The 16,697-nt window shown below is 69.7% G+C and carries 17 protein-coding genes; 6 read left to right on the top strand and 11 right to left on the bottom strand.

Going from position 1 to position 16,697, the window contains the following annotated elements:
• Positions 1-4: 4 nt before the first annotated feature.
• From LY40_RS12810 to LY40_RS12800, 3 genes are all read right to left on the bottom strand, one after another.
• Positions 5-967 (bottom strand): glutamate ABC transporter substrate-binding protein, encoded by a 963-nt coding sequence (locus LY40_RS12810; RefSeq protein WP_183781954.1) that lies wholly within the window; start codon positions 965-967, stop codon positions 5-7.
• Positions 967-2,379 (bottom strand): GlnX family signal transduction membrane protein, encoded by a 1,413-nt coding sequence (locus tag LY40_RS12805; RefSeq protein ID WP_183781952.1) that lies wholly within the window; start codon positions 2,377-2,379, stop codon positions 967-969. The genes LY40_RS12810 and LY40_RS12805 overlap by 1 nt, the downstream gene beginning before the upstream one ends.
• Positions 2,380-2,577: 198 nt before the next feature.
• Entirely contained in the window at positions 2,578-3,531 is a 954-nt protein-coding gene (locus LY40_RS12800; protein ID WP_183781950.1) for an acyl-CoA desaturase, read from the bottom strand.
• 479 nt (positions 3,532-4,010) lie between these two features.
• Here LY40_RS12800 and LY40_RS12795 point away from each other — a divergent pair, with 479 nt between their 5' ends.
• Both LY40_RS12795 and LY40_RS12790 read left to right on the top strand, forming a co-directional pair.
• A complete protein-coding gene (locus LY40_RS12795; protein ID WP_183781948.1) occupies positions 4,011-4,376 on the top strand; it encodes a hypothetical protein in 366 nt (121 codons plus the stop codon).
• Positions 4,369-4,800, top strand: a complete 432-nt coding sequence (locus LY40_RS12790) for a hypothetical protein (RefSeq protein WP_258936985.1) — start codon at positions 4,369-4,371, stop codon at positions 4,798-4,800. The genes LY40_RS12795 and LY40_RS12790 overlap by 8 nt, the downstream gene beginning before the upstream one ends.
• 73 nt (positions 4,801-4,873) lie before the next feature.
• Here the strand turns inward: LY40_RS12790 and LY40_RS12785 are convergent, their stop codons facing one another.
• The 6 genes from LY40_RS12785 to LY40_RS12760 form a co-directional block, all read right to left on the bottom strand.
• Positions 4,874-5,080 carry a hypothetical protein gene (locus LY40_RS12785; protein WP_258936984.1) on the bottom strand — a complete coding sequence of 69 codons (207 nt, stop codon included), beginning with the start codon at positions 5,078-5,080 and terminating at the stop codon, positions 4,874-4,876.
• Positions 5,081-5,174: 94 nt separating this feature from the next.
• Complete coding sequence (locus tag LY40_RS12780; RefSeq protein WP_183781942.1) at positions 5,175-5,525, bottom strand: hypothetical protein; 351 nt, start codon at positions 5,523-5,525, stop codon at positions 5,175-5,177.
• A gap of 187 nt (positions 5,526-5,712) precedes the next feature.
• Positions 5,713-6,618, bottom strand: coding sequence for a M56 family metallopeptidase (locus LY40_RS12775; RefSeq protein WP_183781939.1), 906 nt, complete (start codon positions 6,616-6,618; stop codon positions 5,713-5,715).
• Positions 6,615-6,977: a BlaI/MecI/CopY family transcriptional regulator gene (locus tag LY40_RS12770; protein WP_258936983.1), complete on the bottom strand. Its 363-nt coding sequence runs from the start codon at positions 6,975-6,977 to the stop codon at positions 6,615-6,617. Before LY40_RS12770 ends, LY40_RS12775 begins: the two co-directional genes overlap by 4 nt.
• A gap of 121 nt (positions 6,978-7,098) precedes the next feature.
• Positions 7,099-7,686 (bottom strand): HtaA domain-containing protein, encoded by a 588-nt coding sequence (locus LY40_RS12765; protein WP_258936982.1) that lies wholly within the window; start codon positions 7,684-7,686, stop codon positions 7,099-7,101.
• 278 nt (positions 7,687-7,964) lie between these two features.
• Positions 7,965-8,216: a metallothionein gene (locus LY40_RS12760; RefSeq protein ID WP_183781934.1), complete on the bottom strand. Its 252-nt coding sequence runs from the start codon at positions 8,214-8,216 to the stop codon at positions 7,965-7,967.
• Between the two features lie 106 nt (positions 8,217-8,322).
• On the opposite strand from LY40_RS12760, the gene LY40_RS12755 reads away from it, so the two are divergent.
• Entirely contained in the window at positions 8,323-8,934 is a 612-nt protein-coding gene (locus tag LY40_RS12755) for a DinB family protein (protein ID WP_258936981.1), read from the top strand.
• Positions 8,935-9,366: 432 nt separating this feature from the next.
• Here LY40_RS12755 and LY40_RS26385 read toward each other — a convergent pair whose 3' ends face one another.
• Complete coding sequence (locus LY40_RS26385) at positions 9,367-10,836, bottom strand: NBR1-Ig-like domain-containing protein (RefSeq protein WP_258936980.1); 1,470 nt, start codon at positions 10,834-10,836, stop codon at positions 9,367-9,369.
• 311 nt (positions 10,837-11,147) lie between these two features.
• Here LY40_RS26385 and LY40_RS12745 point away from each other — a divergent pair, with 311 nt between their 5' ends.
• From LY40_RS12745 to LY40_RS12735, 3 genes are all read left to right on the top strand, one after another.
• Positions 11,148-12,032 (top strand): peptidoglycan-binding domain-containing protein, encoded by an 885-nt coding sequence (locus LY40_RS12745; RefSeq protein ID WP_258936979.1) that lies wholly within the window; start codon positions 11,148-11,150, stop codon positions 12,030-12,032.
• A gap of 179 nt (positions 12,033-12,211) precedes the next feature.
• Positions 12,212-13,075, top strand: a complete 864-nt coding sequence (locus LY40_RS12740) for a M23 family metallopeptidase (RefSeq protein ID WP_307876799.1) — start codon at positions 12,212-12,214, stop codon at positions 13,073-13,075.
• 28 nt (positions 13,076-13,103) lie between these two features.
• The gene (locus LY40_RS12735) at positions 13,104-13,949 is read left to right on the top strand and encodes a peptidoglycan-binding domain-containing protein (protein ID WP_183781925.1); all 846 of its coding nucleotides are present in this window, start codon (positions 13,104-13,106) and stop codon (positions 13,947-13,949) included.
• A gap of 337 nt (positions 13,950-14,286) precedes the next feature.
• Here the strand turns inward: LY40_RS12735 and LY40_RS12730 are convergent, their stop codons facing one another.
• Positions 14,287-16,671, bottom strand: coding sequence for an ATP-binding cassette domain-containing protein (locus LY40_RS12730; protein ID WP_258936978.1), 2,385 nt, complete (start codon positions 16,669-16,671; stop codon positions 14,287-14,289).
• Between the last annotated feature and the right edge of the window lie 26 nt (positions 16,672-16,697).

The raw sequence follows: 16,697 nt of genomic DNA, 5'->3' as shown, positions 1-16,697 counted from the left end.
GCGGTCACCGGTACTGCGGCTGCGGTGGGGTCAGGTCGCCCAGCACCCGCTGCAGCCCCCAATGCCGGAACCGGTCGCGCCACATGTTCTTCCGGAAGTCCTCGAGCGTCGCATTCACGAAGCGGACCATGTCCTCGTTGCCCTTCGGGACACCGACGCCGTAGAGCTCCTCCGACAACTGCGGGCCGACGACGCGCGTCGCCGGATCCTCCTCCGTCATGCCCGCGAGGATCGTGTCGTCGGTGGACACTCCCGCGACCTGCCCCTGCTGCAACAGCACGAGGCAGTCCGTCCAGTTGTTGGTGACCACGGGCTCGGGCTTCGGTTTCGCTTCGGCGAGCCGGTTCACCGAGGTCGAACTGCCCGCGGCGCACACCTTTTTCCCGCCCAGCTGCGCGATGTTCTCGATCCCGGACTTCTCGGTGACCAGTACGCGCTGCGCCGCTTCGAAGTAGACGGACGAGAACGCGACCTTCTGCAACCGCTCGCACGTCACCGAGTACGTCCGCACGACCACGTCCACGTCGCCGCTGGCGAGCACGGTCTCGCGCTCCGAGGAGTTGATCGCCTTGAAGCGGATCGTGTTCGGGTCGTAACTGCCGAAGATGTCGTGGGCGATCTCCTTCACGACATCGATGTCGAACCCTTCGAGCTCGCCCGTGTGCGGGTTGCGGAAGCCCCACAGGTTGGTGGCCTGATCGACACCGGCGATGAGGTAGCCGCGCTTCTTGATGTTGTCCATTGTGGACCCGGGCGGCATCGAGTCGTCCGGCCGCAGGCTCTGCTGCGGGTTGCAGTTCGGCGCGTCCGAACCGCCCTGCTCGATCTTGCCCGACACATCGGTGCCACCCGGCATCGGCCGCTGCACCGATCCGACCGGGGCCGGATCCACGGGCGTTCCCGCCGACCCGCATCCGGCCACCAACGTCGCCACCAGTGCCCCGGCGAGCCATGTCCAGCGTTTCATCAGCGGTACTCCCGAAGACGTTCACGGATGCCGAGGATCGAACCCAGCATCGCCACCAGCGACAACACCGCGAATCCCGGCGAGAGCAACGTCAGCACGCGCGAACCGTTCGTCGTGTCGTCGAGGAACAACTGCCTGCTGTCGGCGATTCCCCTGGCCAGGTCGCCGTCGAGGCGCGTGAACGCGGCGGTCGCGCCCTCGTCGCCCTCGGTCTGGATGGCGAGCTCCACCGCGTCCTCGTAGCGGCCACCGTTGTCGAGGTTGCGCACCTGGCCGTGGACCTCTCGCCACGCCCCGGCGCTCCGGATCGCGGCGTCGACGTGGTCCGCGGCCGACAGCCCCTCGGTGCCGTCCCTGGCCTCACCGAGGAACCCGCCTTGCCCGTTGCCACCGGAGAGCCGCTGGATGGACGCCTGGTATTCCTCCTCGTACGCCGTGCCGTTGCCGCGGGCCAGCAGCGTCAACGTCTCGTCGGCGCGCGCCTGCAACGCCGCGATGCGCGCCCGCACCATGACGTCGGTCTGCTCGGAACCCGACGACTGGCCGCTGCTGACGAGGACGCTCTGGATCGTGACCGCCACGGCCGACCACAGCACCGCCAGCCCGACCGCGACCGTCGCCACGACCAGGCCGACGTTGAACACGCGGTTCGTCCGGCGTTTGAGGTGCACCTGCGTGACGATCAGCGCCGCCAGCAGCGCCAGTGCCAGCAGTCCCGTCAGCCACGGCACGGACGCCGCGTCGTCCTGCTCATCCGCGAGACGTTCGACCTCGATCTCGTAGAGATTCTTCGCTGCCGGCAGGATCTCCGACCGCATGAGCTGCGACGCCTCGGCGAGATACGCGGCGCCGACGGGGTTGCCCTGGCGGCTGTTCGTCCGAGCCGTCTCGACCAGCCCGGTGTAGACCGGCAACTGCCGCGACAGCACGTCGACCTGCGCCACGGCCGCGGGGTTACCGGCCGAGGCGCTGGCCGCCTTCGCGAGCGCTGCGCCCGCGCGGGCGACGTCCAGGTCGTAGCGGTCCCGCAGCGCGATGCCCTCGGAGTCGGCGTTGAGCAGCGTGCCGGCCGCGGTGGCGTCGGCGTCCGAGAGGGAGCGGTAGACCTCCTGTGCGGCCGCCGTCAGCGGTTCGCGGTGGTCGACGAGACCGTCGATCGTCGCCTTGCGCTCGCCGAGTTCGGCGCCCGCCACCGTGCCGACCAGCAGCGCGAGCAGGGCGAGGCCGGCGCTGATGAGCGTCAGTCGTCCCGGTGTGGTCGCGGCCGAGCGCCGCAGCCCGCGAACGGCCGCACTCGGGAGTCGCACCAGCCACGCGAACCCGGAGCGTCCCCCGCGCGGCTCACCGGCGGGTTCCGGCCCGGACTCCGGTTGCTGCACTTCCGGGCCGTGACGCGTCACGGTGCTCGTCATCGTCCCTCCACCCAGTTCGCCTGCCGCGCACGACCGTAGCCGAGGCGCCCCTCACGCAGGTCACGGACCGGTACAACAGACGAAGATCGTGGAGATGTCGTATCACGAGCAGCGGCGGCAGCCGACCCTTCCCACCCGAAACGAGGAGCCGGCCGCGTCGGCCGTGACACCCCGTGACGGGTCGGACGGGTGGAACGACTACTGAGCCAGTCGGGTGAGCCGGGTCGCGCTCGGCCAGCGGACCTTGGTCGCCCAGCCGAGCTTCTCGAAGATCCAGATCAGCCGGGCCGATATGTCCAGCTGGCCGCGCAGCACCCCGTGCCGGGCACAGGTCGGATCGGCGTGGTGGAGGTTGTGCCAGGACTCGCCGAACGAGAAGATCGCGAGCGGCCAGAAGTTCGCAGCCTTGTCCCTGCTGCTGAACGGGCGTTCGCCGATCATGTGGCAGATCGAGTTGACCGACCACGTCACGTGGTGCAGCAGCCCGATGCGGACGAGCCCGGCCCAGAAGAAGGCGGTCACACCGCCCCACACCGACCAGGTGATGAGCCCGCCGAGCAGCGCGGGCAACAGGAAGCTCGCGAGCACCCACACCGGGAAGAGCCGGTCGACCGTGCGAATGTCCCGGTCGCCTGCGAGATCGGGCGCGAACCGTTCGACGTTCGTGACCTCGCGGTCGAACAGCCACCCCATGTGCGCGTGCCAGAAGCCCTTCGCCAGGGCGGCCGGCGACGTGCCGTACCGCCACGGGGAATGCGGATCACCCGCGCGGTCGGAGAACGCGTGGTGCCTGCGGTGGTCCGCCACCCACGTCGTGACCTGCCCTTGCGCCGACATGCTTCCCGCGATCGCCATCGCGATGCGCAGCGGCCTCGCGGCCTTGTAGGAGCCGTGGGTGAACAACCGGTGGTATCCCGCCGTCACGCCGAGCCCGCTGATGACGAAGAACGCCGCACCGATCGCGATGTCGATCCAGCTCAGGCCCCATCCCCAGGCGAAGGGCACGGCCGCGGCGATCGCCACCAGCGGCGCGATGACGAACACCTTCACGGTGACGTGTTCGGGCAGGGACGTGCGACCGGATGTGATCGGCTTCGGCCGGCGCGCACCGGCCGCTTCGTGGGTTTCCGCATCGGTGGAAACGGGGGACATCGACACCTCGTGTTGGTTGTTGCTGTATTGGCAGTGGTGGTCACCCGCGCGGACTCGGTCGCCTGCACGAGCGGAACCTGCGAACGCGCCGGAACCCGACCGAACGTCGGTCCGGTGGCCGGCTCCGCACACGGCTGTGCCCGGAGCCGCGGTTCGCGGCAGAAGATGTACGTAGGACTGGACGGATTCGATGAGCGAGCCGACCCCCACTCGGCTGCGATGACAGGCCCGCGCTCGCGGGCGATGCGCCGGGCTGGGGGCTCCGATCTATCGGGGGCGTGGCTGACGGGTGCCCGGCCGTCTGCCATCCGACGCTACCGGAGGAATCCGCCCGTGACCATGACGGCGAATCCGGATCACGGTGCCACGGCCGGGCGATGCGGCGCCGACGTCCCGGGAGGGCGGCGCCGACCCGGCCACGGGGCCGCCGCCCGCACCGGGGTCGTAGACTACGAGCGGTAGTAACCGTGGGAGGTCCGGTGATCACTGGCTATGCGATCGCGGTGTCCGCCTGCGCGGCGGGCGTCGCGATATGGGCGTTCGTCCTCGTGGTGCTGCACCGCGAACCCGAGAAGCCGCTGCTCATGGGTGTCGGCGCACTCGAAGCGCTGCTCGCTGTCCAGGTCGTGATCTCGGTCGTCATGCTGATCGGCGGCGGCGAACCGGGCAGCCTGCTCACGTTCCTGGCCTACCTGGTCGGTTCGCTGCTCGTGTTGCCGCTGGGCACCGTGTGGGCGCTCGCCGAGCGCACGCGTTCCAGCACCGCGATTCTCGGCGTCCTGTGCCTGACCGTCCCGGTCCTGCTGCTACGCATGGTCGAGGTGTGGGGCGGGGCCAGTGCCTGAACAGCCCGCGACCCCACAGCGCACGCCCGCCGACCGGCCGGCGACAGCGAGCGGGCCCGGCCGTGTCCTGATCGTCGTGTACGCGATCTTCGCCGTGGCCGCGACGTCCCGCGCCGGTGTGCAGATCGCCACCCGATTCGACGAGGCCCCGGTGCCGTATTCCCTGTCGGCGTTCGCGGCGGTGGTCTACCTGCTCGCGACGTTCGCGCTCGCCCGCACCGGAACCATGTGGTGGCGCGTGGCCCTCGCCTCGTGCTCGGTCGAGATGACGGGCGTGCTGGTCGTCGGCACGCTGAGCGTGTTCGACAGCGCCGCCTTCCCGGACGCCACGGTGTGGTCGAACTTCGGCATGGGCTACCTGTTCATACCGCTGGTGCTACCAGTGATCGGCCTGCTCTGGTTGCGTCGGACCCGCCCGGCCTGACACTGCGTCGCGAAGCCTGCCCGGCTCGCTCCGCGCTCCGGTACCGAGCGAGCCGCGGGCGGGCCGCTGTGGATCAGACCTCGGGGTCGCCGGTCTCGTCGTCCTTGCCGGACTTCCCGGTCGCCGACACCGCGGTGGCCATTCCCATGCCGAGCGCCACCCCGATACCCACGCCCACGCCGACGTTGTCGAACACGGTCAGGCCGAGTGCGATCCCCATCGCCATGCCGACCGGCAACCACGTCCCGACCGACTTGCCGTCGAACGCCTTGTCACTCATGCGGCGACAGCTCCGCTCCGGCGTGGGGACGCGGGTCGGCGCTCGGGCCTGTGGTCACGGGACATACCGGAACCCTAGCGACGCGACCGGTGGCTCACGCCCACATCGCGGCGATCGCGACGTTGAGCAGAGTCGCAGCGGTGAGGCCGTAGAAGACGTTCTTTCCGACGTCGGGGCGGCGCCACGTGATGTGAGCCAGCACGAGCACCACCACGGCGACGCCCAGCTTGACGCCGATCTTCATGTGGTTGGCCTCGCCGCCGACGAGGCCCGCCGACGCGATACCCGCGAGCGCCAGCCCCGTGACGACCTGGGCACTCGCGCCCCACAGCATGATCTTGCCACCCGGTTCGGGGGAGCCGACCCACCGCACGACGATGCCGCTGACGAGATAGGCCATGCCGAGCAGGTGCGTCACGACGAGAAGGTTGTAGACGATGTCCATGCACGGAATCTACTACATGTCGTAGTGAACCGGCCGCGGGTACGGGGGAACAGCGGTGAGCGAGTACGAAGATGCCGGAGTGCGTGCGCGAGAAGTACGAACGGAAGATTCGGGACTTCCCGCCCGCCGGCCCGACCACCGCCCCTCAAGGACACGCTCACGCGTGTTCAGGGGCGCTGAACGCGGCCTACAGCGGGACGGCGAACAGCGAAAGCGACGTCACGAGCGCCGCCACGGCGACCGCACACGCCAGCGGCCACGCCAGCGGCAGCCTGCCCTCGTCCGGATTGCGGAGCCTGCGAATGCGGGCCGACACCGGCGCGTCGGCCACCGCGAGCGCACCCGCGGGCGTACCTCCGCCGTTGCCGTTCGCTCGGAACCGCTCCAGCGCGCTCGCCAGGGGCTCGCGACCACGCGAACGCGCCGCACGGTCGTCGGCGCACATCTCGACGAGCAGCTCGATCGTCGAACACACCCTGCTCAGCAACCCGTTCCCTGGCAGCAGCCGGCGCAGCGCCTGGAACGGAGCAACAACCAGGTGATGACGCTCGCGCGCGTGCGCACGCTCGTGCGCGAGCACCGCGTCGAGTTCGTCATCGGTGAGCAGCCGCCGTGCGCCCGCGCTGACGACGATGTGCGGGGTCCGGCCGGGCAGGCAGTACGCCACGACGACGGGGTGGTCGACGACGAGTGCGTCCCTGCCCTGCTCCTCGGATTCCTGCGTCGCGACGAGCTGCAGCAGCAGCCGGTGCCGCGCCCGCGCGCGAGCCGTGCTGCGCAGGCACAACAACTGGTTGACGATCAGCCAGCCGCCGACGGCGAGGCCGAGCCCGACCGCACCGAGATGCCAGAGGTCGAGCTCCTGGAACCGCCACGGCAGGTCGACGAGCGCGGGCAGCAGTCCCCGCCCGAACGGTTCGAGGCCGAACGAGAGCAGTGCACCGACGACCGAGACGATCAGTGCCAGCGAGCTGAGCTGCCACAGCACCAGCGCGGCCCGTGGGTGCGAGTGGGTCCAACGTCCGCGCAGCAGCCAGAGCGACACGAGCACGGCCGCTGTGCCCGCTGCGACGTGATGCGCGGCGAGGCTCATGGCGATTCGCCCTGTTCCAGGGCCTTCCGCAGCGCGTCGGCCTCGTCGTTGGTCACCGACTGGGCGAAGCGCACCAGCGCGGAATCACGGTCGCCGGTCATCTCCAGCGCCTCCAGCATCAGTTCCGCGACGTACTCCTCGCGGCTCGCCGCGGGTGCGTACAGCCACGCCCTGCCCGATCGCTTCCTGCGCACGACTCCCTTCGCCGCCAGCCGGGTCAGCACGGTCATGACGGTGGTGTACGCCAGGCCGCGGTCGGCCAGTTCCTCGTGGACGGCACGCACAGTGGCGGGTTCGGCCCGCGCCCAGAGCACCTCCATCACCGCGCGCTCCAGTTCACCCAGCTTCGCCACGTCCACCCTTTCTCCGTGCGTCCACCGGAAATTCAACCACGACCGGCTCAGCTGCGGGGCGGGCTTGTGACCCGTTCGGCGCGGAGACGATCGGTGGGCAGACATGTCGATGCTGGTCACGGGTGGTTCATTCCACGGGAACGGCGAAGGTGACGGGGTCGAGCGGCTGGCCTGCCGGATATTGCTCGTTGAACAGCTCGACGCCCTGTTCGGTGAGCCTCGCGGGCACGTCCGACCACATCCGCAGGCCCTCTCCGGTGACGGACTCGGCGGGTTCGAGCGTGGCGAGCGGCATGCGCATCGAGGTGTCGGGCCAGTGCTCGACGTCGACGACCGTGAGCACCGCCCCGGCGGAGGTGAACTCGACCCACGGGTCCTTCAACATCACGAACAGCAGCCCGGCGTGGCCGACGAGCCGCACGTCGCCCCGGAACCGGAGTACGTCGTCCCCGGTCGACGCCGCTGCGGCGGAACCGGCGGGCTGCGGAGCCGGCGCGTCCGGCCGCGCTGCGGCAGACCCCACCGACGCACCGCCCGGGGACGCGGGATCACCGACCGCCGCCGCAGCGGGTTCGGCGGGTTCGAAGTGGAAGAAGCTGCCGTCGACGACGGAGCCGCCGTCCTTGGCGCCGCAGCCGCCGTCCCGGAGCCGGGACACGTAGGCCACGAAGCTGCGTTTCAGACCCCAGGTCAACCCCGGCTGCGGAACACCCACGCGACCTCCTCGTCACTCCGGTTCGCGAACCCGGGCCACTCCGCCGGCGTCACCCGAGGGTGACCGGGGCAGCGCGCTTCCCGGGACGTTCACGAATCGGGCGCGACGGTACGTGATCCCACCGCCGGGTGACCAGCATTCGCCAGCACCTTCCCGCGGTGTGGGCGGTCGGGGTGCGGCAGCGCGCTCGTCCGCCCTCCGGACGGCAGCGCCGGCCGGAGGGCACGGCACCGACGGCGACCCACCGCCGGCGTTGTCCGCGCGGCTCTGGGAACCGCTCACGCGGTGCCGACGGCGTCCTGCAGTTCCGCACCTGCCCCGGTCGCCGTGCGTGCGCAGTGGGCGCAGCAGAAGAACCGGCCGTCGACCGACGCTCCGTGGCCGATCACCCGGCAGCCGCAGTGTTCGCACACGGGCGCGAGGCGGTGGATCGCGCACTCGAACGAGTCGAAGACGTGCACGCCGCCACCCTGGGTTCGGATCTCGAAGGCCAGCTCGTAGTCGTTGCCGCAAACCTCGCAGGCGGCCATGATCGCTCCTTCCGTCGCCGGTCCGTACGGGCACGCATAGGCGTTCCCGCATACGTCGCGCGAAAACCCTTCGCCGCCTCGTCCGGGCGCATCTACGCTCTGCCCGGTGAACGACCGGCGCGTGGGCGGCGAGCCCGAGACGCAGACCGAAACGCTGCTGCGGTACCTGCAGCAGGCACGCGAGACGCTGTTGTGGAAACTCGACGGACTCGGCGAGTACGACGTCCGCCGACCGCTCACCCCGACCGGAACGAACCTGCTCGGCCTGGTCAAACACGCCGCCGGCGTCGAATTCGGCTACTTCGGCGAACCGGTCGGCCGCAGCCCGCAGGGAGCGCCCGCGTGGCTCGACGGGCTGGATGACGACCCGCTCGTCGACATGTGGGCACGGTCCGACGAATCACGCGAGGACGTCGTCGCCCTGTACCGCGCGGCGTGGGCCAACACCGACGCCGTACTCACCGGGTCGGATCTCGGCACCCGGGGACACGTTCCCCACTGGCCCGAGGACCGCAATCCGGTGACGCTGCACCAGCTCGCCGTGCACGTCATCGCCGACACCCAGCGGCACGCCGGCCACGCCGACATCCTCCGGGAGCAGCTCGACGGCGCCGTCGGCTACACCGTGGCGACATCGAACCTGCCGCACACCGACGAGGCCGCCTGGCGCGAACACGTGGCGACGCTCGAAGCGGCAGCGGCGCAGTTCCGCCGGTGACGCGAGCCCACCTGCACGCGGCTGCTCCGCGCGGTGAAGGACATCCTCGACGAGTACATGGCGGCGCCGGCCAGCGGCAGCTACCTCGCACTCACCCACATCACGTACCCGCGCCCCGAGAACGACCCGCAGGGCCGCGCGGCCGAATCCGCGACCGCATCCGGTCCCTCGGTATGGACTCCTGCTACCGGCGCAACTACGACCACGTGCTGTCCTATTTCGACGGCCTGGCGATGGCTCCGCCGGGACTGGTCCGAACCGTCGAGTGACGGCCGTTCGGACCGCCGCAGCTGACCGAACTCGACGACGTCACGTTCGGCGGAGTGGCCCGCACGCCGTGACTGCCCGGTCGGCGGACACGGCACCGGGAACGGTGGCGGGCGGGCGGCTTTTCGACCATCCGCACCCGCCGCGCTCCGGCGGCACCCGTGGCTACTCGGCCGGTCCGTCGGCGCCCGTGCGGACGTGCACGAGGAAGTAGGCCGGGCGGTACTCGGGCAACAGCTGCCGGCCGGTGTGATCGACCATCTTCCAGCGCACCTTGCAGGTCGTCTGCTCCTTCGCCGCCGTCGCGGTCACCGGAACCTTCACCCGCTCACCGGGCGGCGTGTCCGCGATACGCACCCGCTGCGGGGCCTGGCAGTGGCCCGGACCCGTTTCGTTGTCCATCCGCTGCAGGTAGCGGCCCTTCCAGTGGACCGTGCCCGCGTTCTCCAGTTCGAACGTCCGCGTGAACTTCTGCTGCGGTGCGACCACGGCACCATCCGGGATGCCGAGATCGCGGGCCAGTTTGCTGGCGTCGCCCTTGTGCACCGGCTCGGTGAGCGCATCGGACTCGGCCGCACTGCCGGCCTCGCCGCCCGTGGCATGCTGCCCACCGGCCTGCTGCCCACCAGCCTCGGCACGACCGTCGTCGCCGCCGAACGTCCACAGTCCGGCCGCGACCGCGGCCACCACGAGCACCACCAACGGCACCGCGAGCCAGCGACGGGAGCGTCCACGTCCCGCCGATGACCCCGCATCCGCACCGTCGCTCGAAGCCACAGCTCCACCTCGCGAAGCCACAGCTCCGGAGGTCTCGCTCCGGCGTTGCCGGGGCACCGTGCCCATGTCTCGGGTCTCGTCCGCCTGCCCTGCTGTGTCCGCCTGCCCTGCTGTGTCCGCCTGCCCTGCTGTGTCCGCGTGGTCTGCTGTGTCCGCCTGGTCTGCGGCGACCGCATCGGTGCCTTCGGCGTCCGGGGCTGGGCGATCCGGGACCGCACCGAGCGCTGTGGCCCCGGAAGCTGCACTGTCGGGAACTGCGACCTCGGAAACCGCACCGTCGGGATCCGCGACCTCGGGAGCCGCACCGTCCAGAGCTGCGACCTCCGAGGCCGGATCGTCGGACGTCGATGCCCCTGAGGTCGCGGCGCCCGAAATCGCGGCGTCGCTGTCCGCGGGGGCGCTGCCGGTGGGGGCACGGCCGGTGGGGGCGCCGCCCTCCGCGGCCTGACTGTCCACGGCGCGGGAAGGCGCATCCTCCGCCGCAAGGCCGTTGCCGGAACCGCCAGTCTCATCACTGAGGACCGCGCCACCGGGGCCGCGATCGTTGTCAGAACCGCCGGTACCGACTCCGTTGGCCGGTCCGGGAAGCTCACCCGACAGCACGGCCTTGGTGCGCCGGTACCGCGCACACCACTCCGCCTCGTCGCCGCCGCAGGCACGCACGAACTCGCGGACCGTCTCCCACGGCTGCAACCGGCGTCCCGTCACGGTCAGGTGGAGCGTCGCGTGCGACACCGCGCCCGACAACTCGGCCATCTTCCGGAAGGACGGATTGCCCGCCTGCTGTCTGAGTCGTCTCAGCTCCGCCATGAACTCTTCGAGTGCAGGCGGCCGCTGCTCACCTTCGGCGTCGGACACGGCCTCGGTCCTCCTTCTCGAGCGTCTGCGACTGTGACGCCGGCTACGCCGCAGCGGTTGCCGATCCGTCAAAAATGCCCCCACGAACTTCACCCCGGCAACAGGAGGCGTCACAGAAGGTGGTGGCGACCCGGCCGTGACCCACCCGCTGTCATACAGCTCTGACCTGCATGTTCAACGTGCATCGACCGGGTGTCGGGACTGTCAACCGGTGTCATACGGCGTCAGAAGGATTGCCCAACACATTCCGGACACCTCGCCCATTCGCCACTGTTCCTGCCAGCAACACACCACGGCTGGAAGAGGAAGCGATGAAAGCGAAGCGCCCCGTGTCGATGGCGGTGACCGGGCTCGCCGCAGCGGCGGTACTGGTGGGCCTGCCGATGTGCGCGGCCGCCGGTAACTCCGCTCCCACAGGTGGGGCCGGAGCCGCGGTCGGAGCCGCGGAGCTGCCGAAGGTGAACATGGCGGCGGTCCTGAAGGCCGCGCAGATCGACCCGCAGCGCCCGGACCAGACCCTCACCGACGGAGCAGCCAAGCACGTCAGAAAGGTCGAACGGGAGCTAGCCGAGCGCGGCGTTCTCGAACAGAAGTACGTCGACGGCCACTACGGCACGGCCACCCTCGAGGCCTACTCCGCGTTCCAGCGTTCACTCGGCTACGACGGGCTCGCCGCCAACGGCATCCCCGGACACCGTTCCCTCACCGCGCTCGGTGACCGCGCCTTCGACGTGACGCACATCGTGCAGCCCGGCAAGCGCGTGACGTACGACGGCGCGACGTTCAACAAGCGCACCAAGGACATGCTGCTCGAATCGCAGCGGCTGACCGGCGTGACGTTCGACGTCGAGCAGGGTTCGTACAACCCGGGCGGTGACCCGACGTCGGCGGGCACGCACGACGGCGGCGGTGCGGTCGACCTGTACGTCGACGGGATGAGCCCGAAGAAGCGCACCGAGGTCGTACGCGCCATGCGCAAGGTCGGGTTCGCCGCCTGGTACCGCTCGCCCGAGCAGGGCGACTGGGGCCCGCACATCCACGCCGTCGCGCTGGCCGACCCCGATCTGTCCGAACCAGCCCGCGCGCAGACCGGTGACTACTACCTCGGCAAGAACGGCCTCGCCAACGACCTGCCCGACGACGGGCCGAAGGTCAAACCGATCCGCACCTGGGAGGGATACCAACGGACGCATTGATCACGCCTGACACCCCGGCGGCAGCCGCGCGGGGAGTGCGCATCGATTTCGATTTCTGACCACGGGAACCGTCGCCGGCCGCAGCGAGGTCTCAGACCCCAGGAGTTCCGCACCTGCTCGCGTGGCGGTCCCGTCGTCTCCGACTCACATCTCGGCAATCTTCGCCTTCGAGGAGAATCATGAAGTTCCGCAAGATCTCGGCGGCCATCGGCGCCGTCGCCGTCGCGGCGAGCGCGGCGCTGGTGTCGGTCGGTGCCGGCCAGGCGGCCGCGGCCCCCGCGTTCAAGATGCCGTTCAAGTGCGGCTACACCGCGACCGCGGCCACTTGGAAGGGCCACAGCCCCGAGAACTCCGTCGACTTCCAGGGCTCCGGCATCTGGAAGACACCGGTCGTCTCGTCCGCGCCCGGCACCGTCTCGCGCGTCGCCAACGAGGGCAACACCAGCTACGGCAAGTGGATCGAGATCGACCACGGCGGCGGCTGGAAGACCCGGTACGCGCACCTGTACTCGCAGGGCGTCAGCGTGGGCCAGAAGGTCAACGCAGGCAGCCAGATCGGCCGCGTCGGCAACACGGGCGGTTCGTCCGGTCCACACCTGCACTTCGAGCAGCGCCTCAACGGCGTGGCCAAGCGCGTCGTCATGGACGGCAAGAACGTCCCCTACTTCACCAAGACGAACTTCACCAGCAAGAACTGCGGCGGTGGCGGCGGGGGCAACCCGTACTCGCCCGGTGAAGTGTGCGGCAGCGGCTTCAAGGTGATCAACGAGAAGGGCCTGAGCGGCAACGGTCGCGTCTACCTGATGTACAACTCCGGCTCGGGCAAGAACTGCGTCACGACGATCAAGAACACCAAGATCGGCAAGGCGAGTTCGGCGTCGACGTTCCTCGAGGTCCAGGGCAACAGCCGTAAGACCGACAAGGGCAACTTCAGCTACTACGCGGGCCCGGTGAAGGCGCAGGCCGCGGACAAGTGCGTCAAGTGGGGCGGCTCGGTCGGCGACAAGTCGTTCACCAGCAAGTTCGGCCACTGCGGCTCCTGATCCCCGGATTCGACGCAAAGGACATCTCATGCGCAAGATCGCAGCGACGGCGTTGCTGACGGCCGTGGCCGCAGCGGGACTCGCACCCGCCACGGCCACCGCGAGCGACCCGAGCACCGCGGGCCCGGCGGCGAAGGCCGGTTCGGTCAACATGGAGAAGGTCGTCAAGGCCGCCATGTGGGATCCGTACAAGCCGAACACGTCGATCGTCCCCGGTGCGGGCAAGTCGGTGACGAAGGTCGAGAAGGCGCTGGCCGCGAAGGGAATGCTGGCCGACAAATACGTCGACGGGCACTTCGGCACGAGCACGGTCTCGGCGTACGCCAAGTACCAGCGTTCGCTCGGCTACTCCGGGCTGGCCGCGAGCGGCCTGCCGGGTAAGGGTTCGCTGACGAAGCTGGGACGCAGCGCCGGATTCGACGTCACGCGGAAGATCGGCGTGGGCGGCAAGGTCCGGCTCGGCTCGGGCGACGTACTGAACCGGCGCACGCTCGACATGTACGAAGAGGCGGAGAAGATCTCCGGCATCGACCTGACCGTCACGCAGGGCTCGTACACCGGGTCGAACCCGGGCTCGGCCGGCACGCACGACGGTGGCGGCGCGGTCGACATCTCGGTGCGCGGCATCAACGCCCACAAGGCCGTCAAGGCGCTGCGCCAGGTCGGGTTCGCCGCCTGGCACCGCACCGCCGACCAAGGCGACTGGGCGCCGCACATCCACGCGATCGCCATCAGTGACACCGATGTGTCACCGGCCGCGCAGAAGCAGGTCGGCGACTACTTCCGCGGCAAGAACGGCCTGGCCTCGGGCGCTCCGGACGACGGCCCGAAGGTCAAGAAGGTCACGTGGGAGGAATACCGGCGCAGTAACTGATCGCCCCCGCGGGCCGACAGATCCCGGTGAGAACCGTTCGGCACGCGGGATCGTTCCTCCGCCGCACGGGCGGGTGGCACGAGCCTCCGGAGCTCCCTCCCGCTCGCGCGGTGGTTCAACCACCGGTCCCACCCGGGCTACTGGGGGTATGCACAGACGACAGACCCGCTCCGTATCGGGCGCCCGTCCGTGCATACATGGCCCGGCCTGGAGGCCGGTTAAAAACCGCCCCGGTTCGTCATCCCCCGAAGGACGAACCGGGGCGGTTCTGTGTGCGGTGGCCGGGCGCCGGACGGTCGCAACACGGCCCCCGGGACACGCAACACGGCGTGGGTGGTCAGCCGACGTAGTCCGCGAGGTGCCGCCCCGTCAAGGTCGAGCTTGAGGCGACGAGGTCGGCGGGCGTGCCCTCGTAGACGATGCGCCCACCGTCGTGGCCGGCGCCGGGGCCGAGGTCGATGATCCAGTCGGCGTGGGCCATCACGGCCTGGTGGTGCTCGATGACCACGACCGACTTGCCGGAGTCGACGAGCCGGTCCAGCAACGCGAGCAGCTGGTCGACGTCGGCGAGGTGCAGCCCGGTGGTCGGCTCGTCCAGCACGTACACGCCCGCGGACTCGGTCATGCGCGTGGCGAGCTTGAGCCGTTGCCGTTCGCCGCCGGACAGCGTGGTCAGCGGCTGGCCGAGGGTCAGATAGCCGAGGCCGACATCGTCGAGCCGCTTCAGGATCTTGTGGGCCGCGGGGATCCGTGCTTCCGAAGGACCGGCCTCGCCGCCGGAGAAGAACTCCTCGGCGTGCGCCACCGACATCGCGAGCACCTCGCTGATGTCCTTGCCGCCGAGCGTGTACTCCAGCACCTCCGCCTGGAATCGCTTGCCCTCGCACACCTCGCACGGCGTCGGCACTCCAGCCATGATCGCCAGGTCGAGGTAGATGACGCCCGCGCCGTTGCAGTTGGGGCACGCGCCGTCGGAGTTCGCGCTGAACAGCCCCGGTTTCACGCCGCCTGCCTTGGCGAACGCCTTGCGGATCGGGTCGAGCGCGCCCGTGTACGTCGCCGGGTTCGATCGGCGCGAACCCTTGATCGCGGACTGGTCGACGATCGCGACGTCGTCGCGTCCTGCCAGGGATCCGTGGATCAGTGAGCTCTTGCCGGAGCCCGCGACGCCCGTGACCACGGTCAGCACGCCGAGCGGGATGTCGACGTCGACGCCGGTCAGGTTGTGCAGGTCGGCCCCGCGGATCTCCAGTGCCCCGTCGCCGGTCCGCACCGACGGTTTCAGCGCCGCCCTGTCGTCGAGGTGTTTGCCGGTGAGCGTGTCGCTGCCGCGCAGCCCCTCGAGGGTGCCTTCGAAGCACACCGTGCCGCCGTCGGTGCCGGCGCCGGGGCCGAGGTCGACGACGTGGTCGGCGATCGCGATCGTCTCCGGCTTGTGCTCGACGACCAGCACCGTGTTGCCCTTGTCACGCAGCCGCAGCAGCAGGTTGTTCATGCGCGCGATGTCGTGGGGGTGCAGGCCGATCGTGGGTTCGTCGAAGACGTAGGTGACGTCGGTCAGCGACGAGCCGAGGTGGCGGATGAGTTTGGTGCGCTGCGCTTCGCCACCGGACAGCGTGCCCGAGGGCCGGTCCAGCGACAGATAGCCGAGGCCGATCTCGACGAACGAGTCCAGTGTGGACTGCAACATCTCCAGCAGCGGCCGCACTTGGGGCACACTGATGCCGCGCACCCATTCGGCGAGGTCGCTGATCTGCATCGCGCACGCGTCGGCGATGTTCACGCCGTCGATCTTCGACGAGCGCGCCGTCTCGTTCAGTCGGGTGCCGTCGCATTCGGGACAGGCCGTGAAGGTGATGGCCTTGTCGACGAATGCGCGGATGTGCGGCTGCATCGCCTCGCGGTCCTTCGACAGCATCGACTTCTGCAGCTTCGGGATGATGCCCTCGTAGGTGAGGTTGATCCCGTCGACCTTGATCTTGGTGGGCTCCTTGTACAGCAGATCGTCCAATTCGGACTTGCTGAACTCGCGAAGCGGCTTGTCCGGGTCGAAGAATCCGCAGCCGATGTAGATGCGGCCGTACCACCCTTCGGCGCCCCACCCTGGAATCGTGAACGGTCCCTCACGCAGCGACTTGCTGTCGTCGTACATGGCGGACAGGTCGAAGTCGGTGACGCGCCCGGTGCCCTCGCACTCCGAGCACATGCCGCCGAGCACGCTGAAGCTACGCCGCTCCTTCACCGTCTTGCCGCCACGTTCCATCGTGACCGCGCCCGCGCCGCTGATCGACGCCACGTTGAACGAGAACGCCTTCGGCGACCCGATGTGCGGCTCGCCCAGCTTGCTGAACAGGATCCGCAACATCGCGCCGGTGTCGGTCGCCGTGCCCACGGTCGACCGCGGGTCTGCGGCCATGCGCTCCTGGTCGACGATGATCGCCGTGGTCAGCCCGTCGAGCACGTCGACGTCGGGTCGCGCCAGTGTCGGCATGAAGCCCTGCACGAAGGTGCTGTAGGTCTCGTTGATGAGGCGCTGCGACTCCGCGGCGATCGTCGCGAACACGAGCGAGCTCTTGCCCGAACCGGACACGCCGGTGAAAACCGTCAGCCGCCGCTTCGGCAGTTCGATGCTGATGTCGGCGAGGTTGTTCTCCCGCGCTCCCTGCACGCGGATCAGATCGTGACTGTCGGCGGCCGGCACCGCCGGCGTGTCCGTGCTCATCGGTTCTCCCATGGCTTCGATTCGTC

Source organism: Prauserella salsuginis (genome assembly GCF_024648885.1).
Lineage (GTDB): Bacteria > Actinomycetota > Actinomycetes > Mycobacteriales > Pseudonocardiaceae > Prauserella > Prauserella salsuginis.
This window is presented reverse-complemented; position numbering and strand designations above follow the sequence as displayed.

Bases quoted from the DNA above. Each gene is read 5' to 3' on its own strand.
- LY40_RS12735 (WP_183781925.1), top strand. From the start codon at position 13,104: ATGCGCAAGATCGCAGCGACGGCGTTGCTGACGGCCGTGGCCGCAGCG.
- LY40_RS12810 (WP_183781954.1), bottom strand. From the start codon at position 967: ATGAAACGCTGGACATGGCTCGCCGGGGCACTGGTGGCGACGTTGGTG.
- LY40_RS12780 (WP_183781942.1), bottom strand. From the start codon at position 5,525: ATGGACATCGTCTACAACCTTCTCGTCGTGACGCACCTGCTCGGCATG.
- LY40_RS12745 (WP_258936979.1), top strand. From the start codon at position 11,148: ATGAAAGCGAAGCGCCCCGTGTCGATGGCGGTGACCGGGCTCGCCGCA.
- LY40_RS12760 (WP_183781934.1), bottom strand. From the start codon at position 8,216: ATGGCCGCCTGCGAGGTTTGCGGCAACGACTACGAGCTGGCCTTCGAG.
- LY40_RS12800 (WP_183781950.1), bottom strand. From the start codon at position 3,531: ATGTCCCCCGTTTCCACCGATGCGGAAACCCACGAAGCGGCCGGTGCG.
- LY40_RS12775 (WP_183781939.1), bottom strand. From the start codon at position 6,618: ATGAGCCTCGCCGCGCATCACGTCGCAGCGGGCACAGCGGCCGTGCTC.
- LY40_RS12740 (WP_307876799.1), top strand. From the start codon at position 12,212: ATGAAGTTCCGCAAGATCTCGGCGGCCATCGGCGCCGTCGCCGTCGCG.
- LY40_RS12785 (WP_258936984.1), bottom strand. From the start codon at position 5,080: ATGAGTGACAAGGCGTTCGACGGCAAGTCGGTCGGGACGTGGTTGCCG.
- LY40_RS12805 (WP_183781952.1), bottom strand. From the start codon at position 2,379: ATGACGAGCACCGTGACGCGTCACGGCCCGGAAGTGCAGCAACCGGAG.
- LY40_RS12730 (WP_258936978.1), bottom strand. From the start codon at position 16,671: ATGAGCACGGACACGCCGGCGGTGCCGGCCGCCGACAGTCACGATCTG.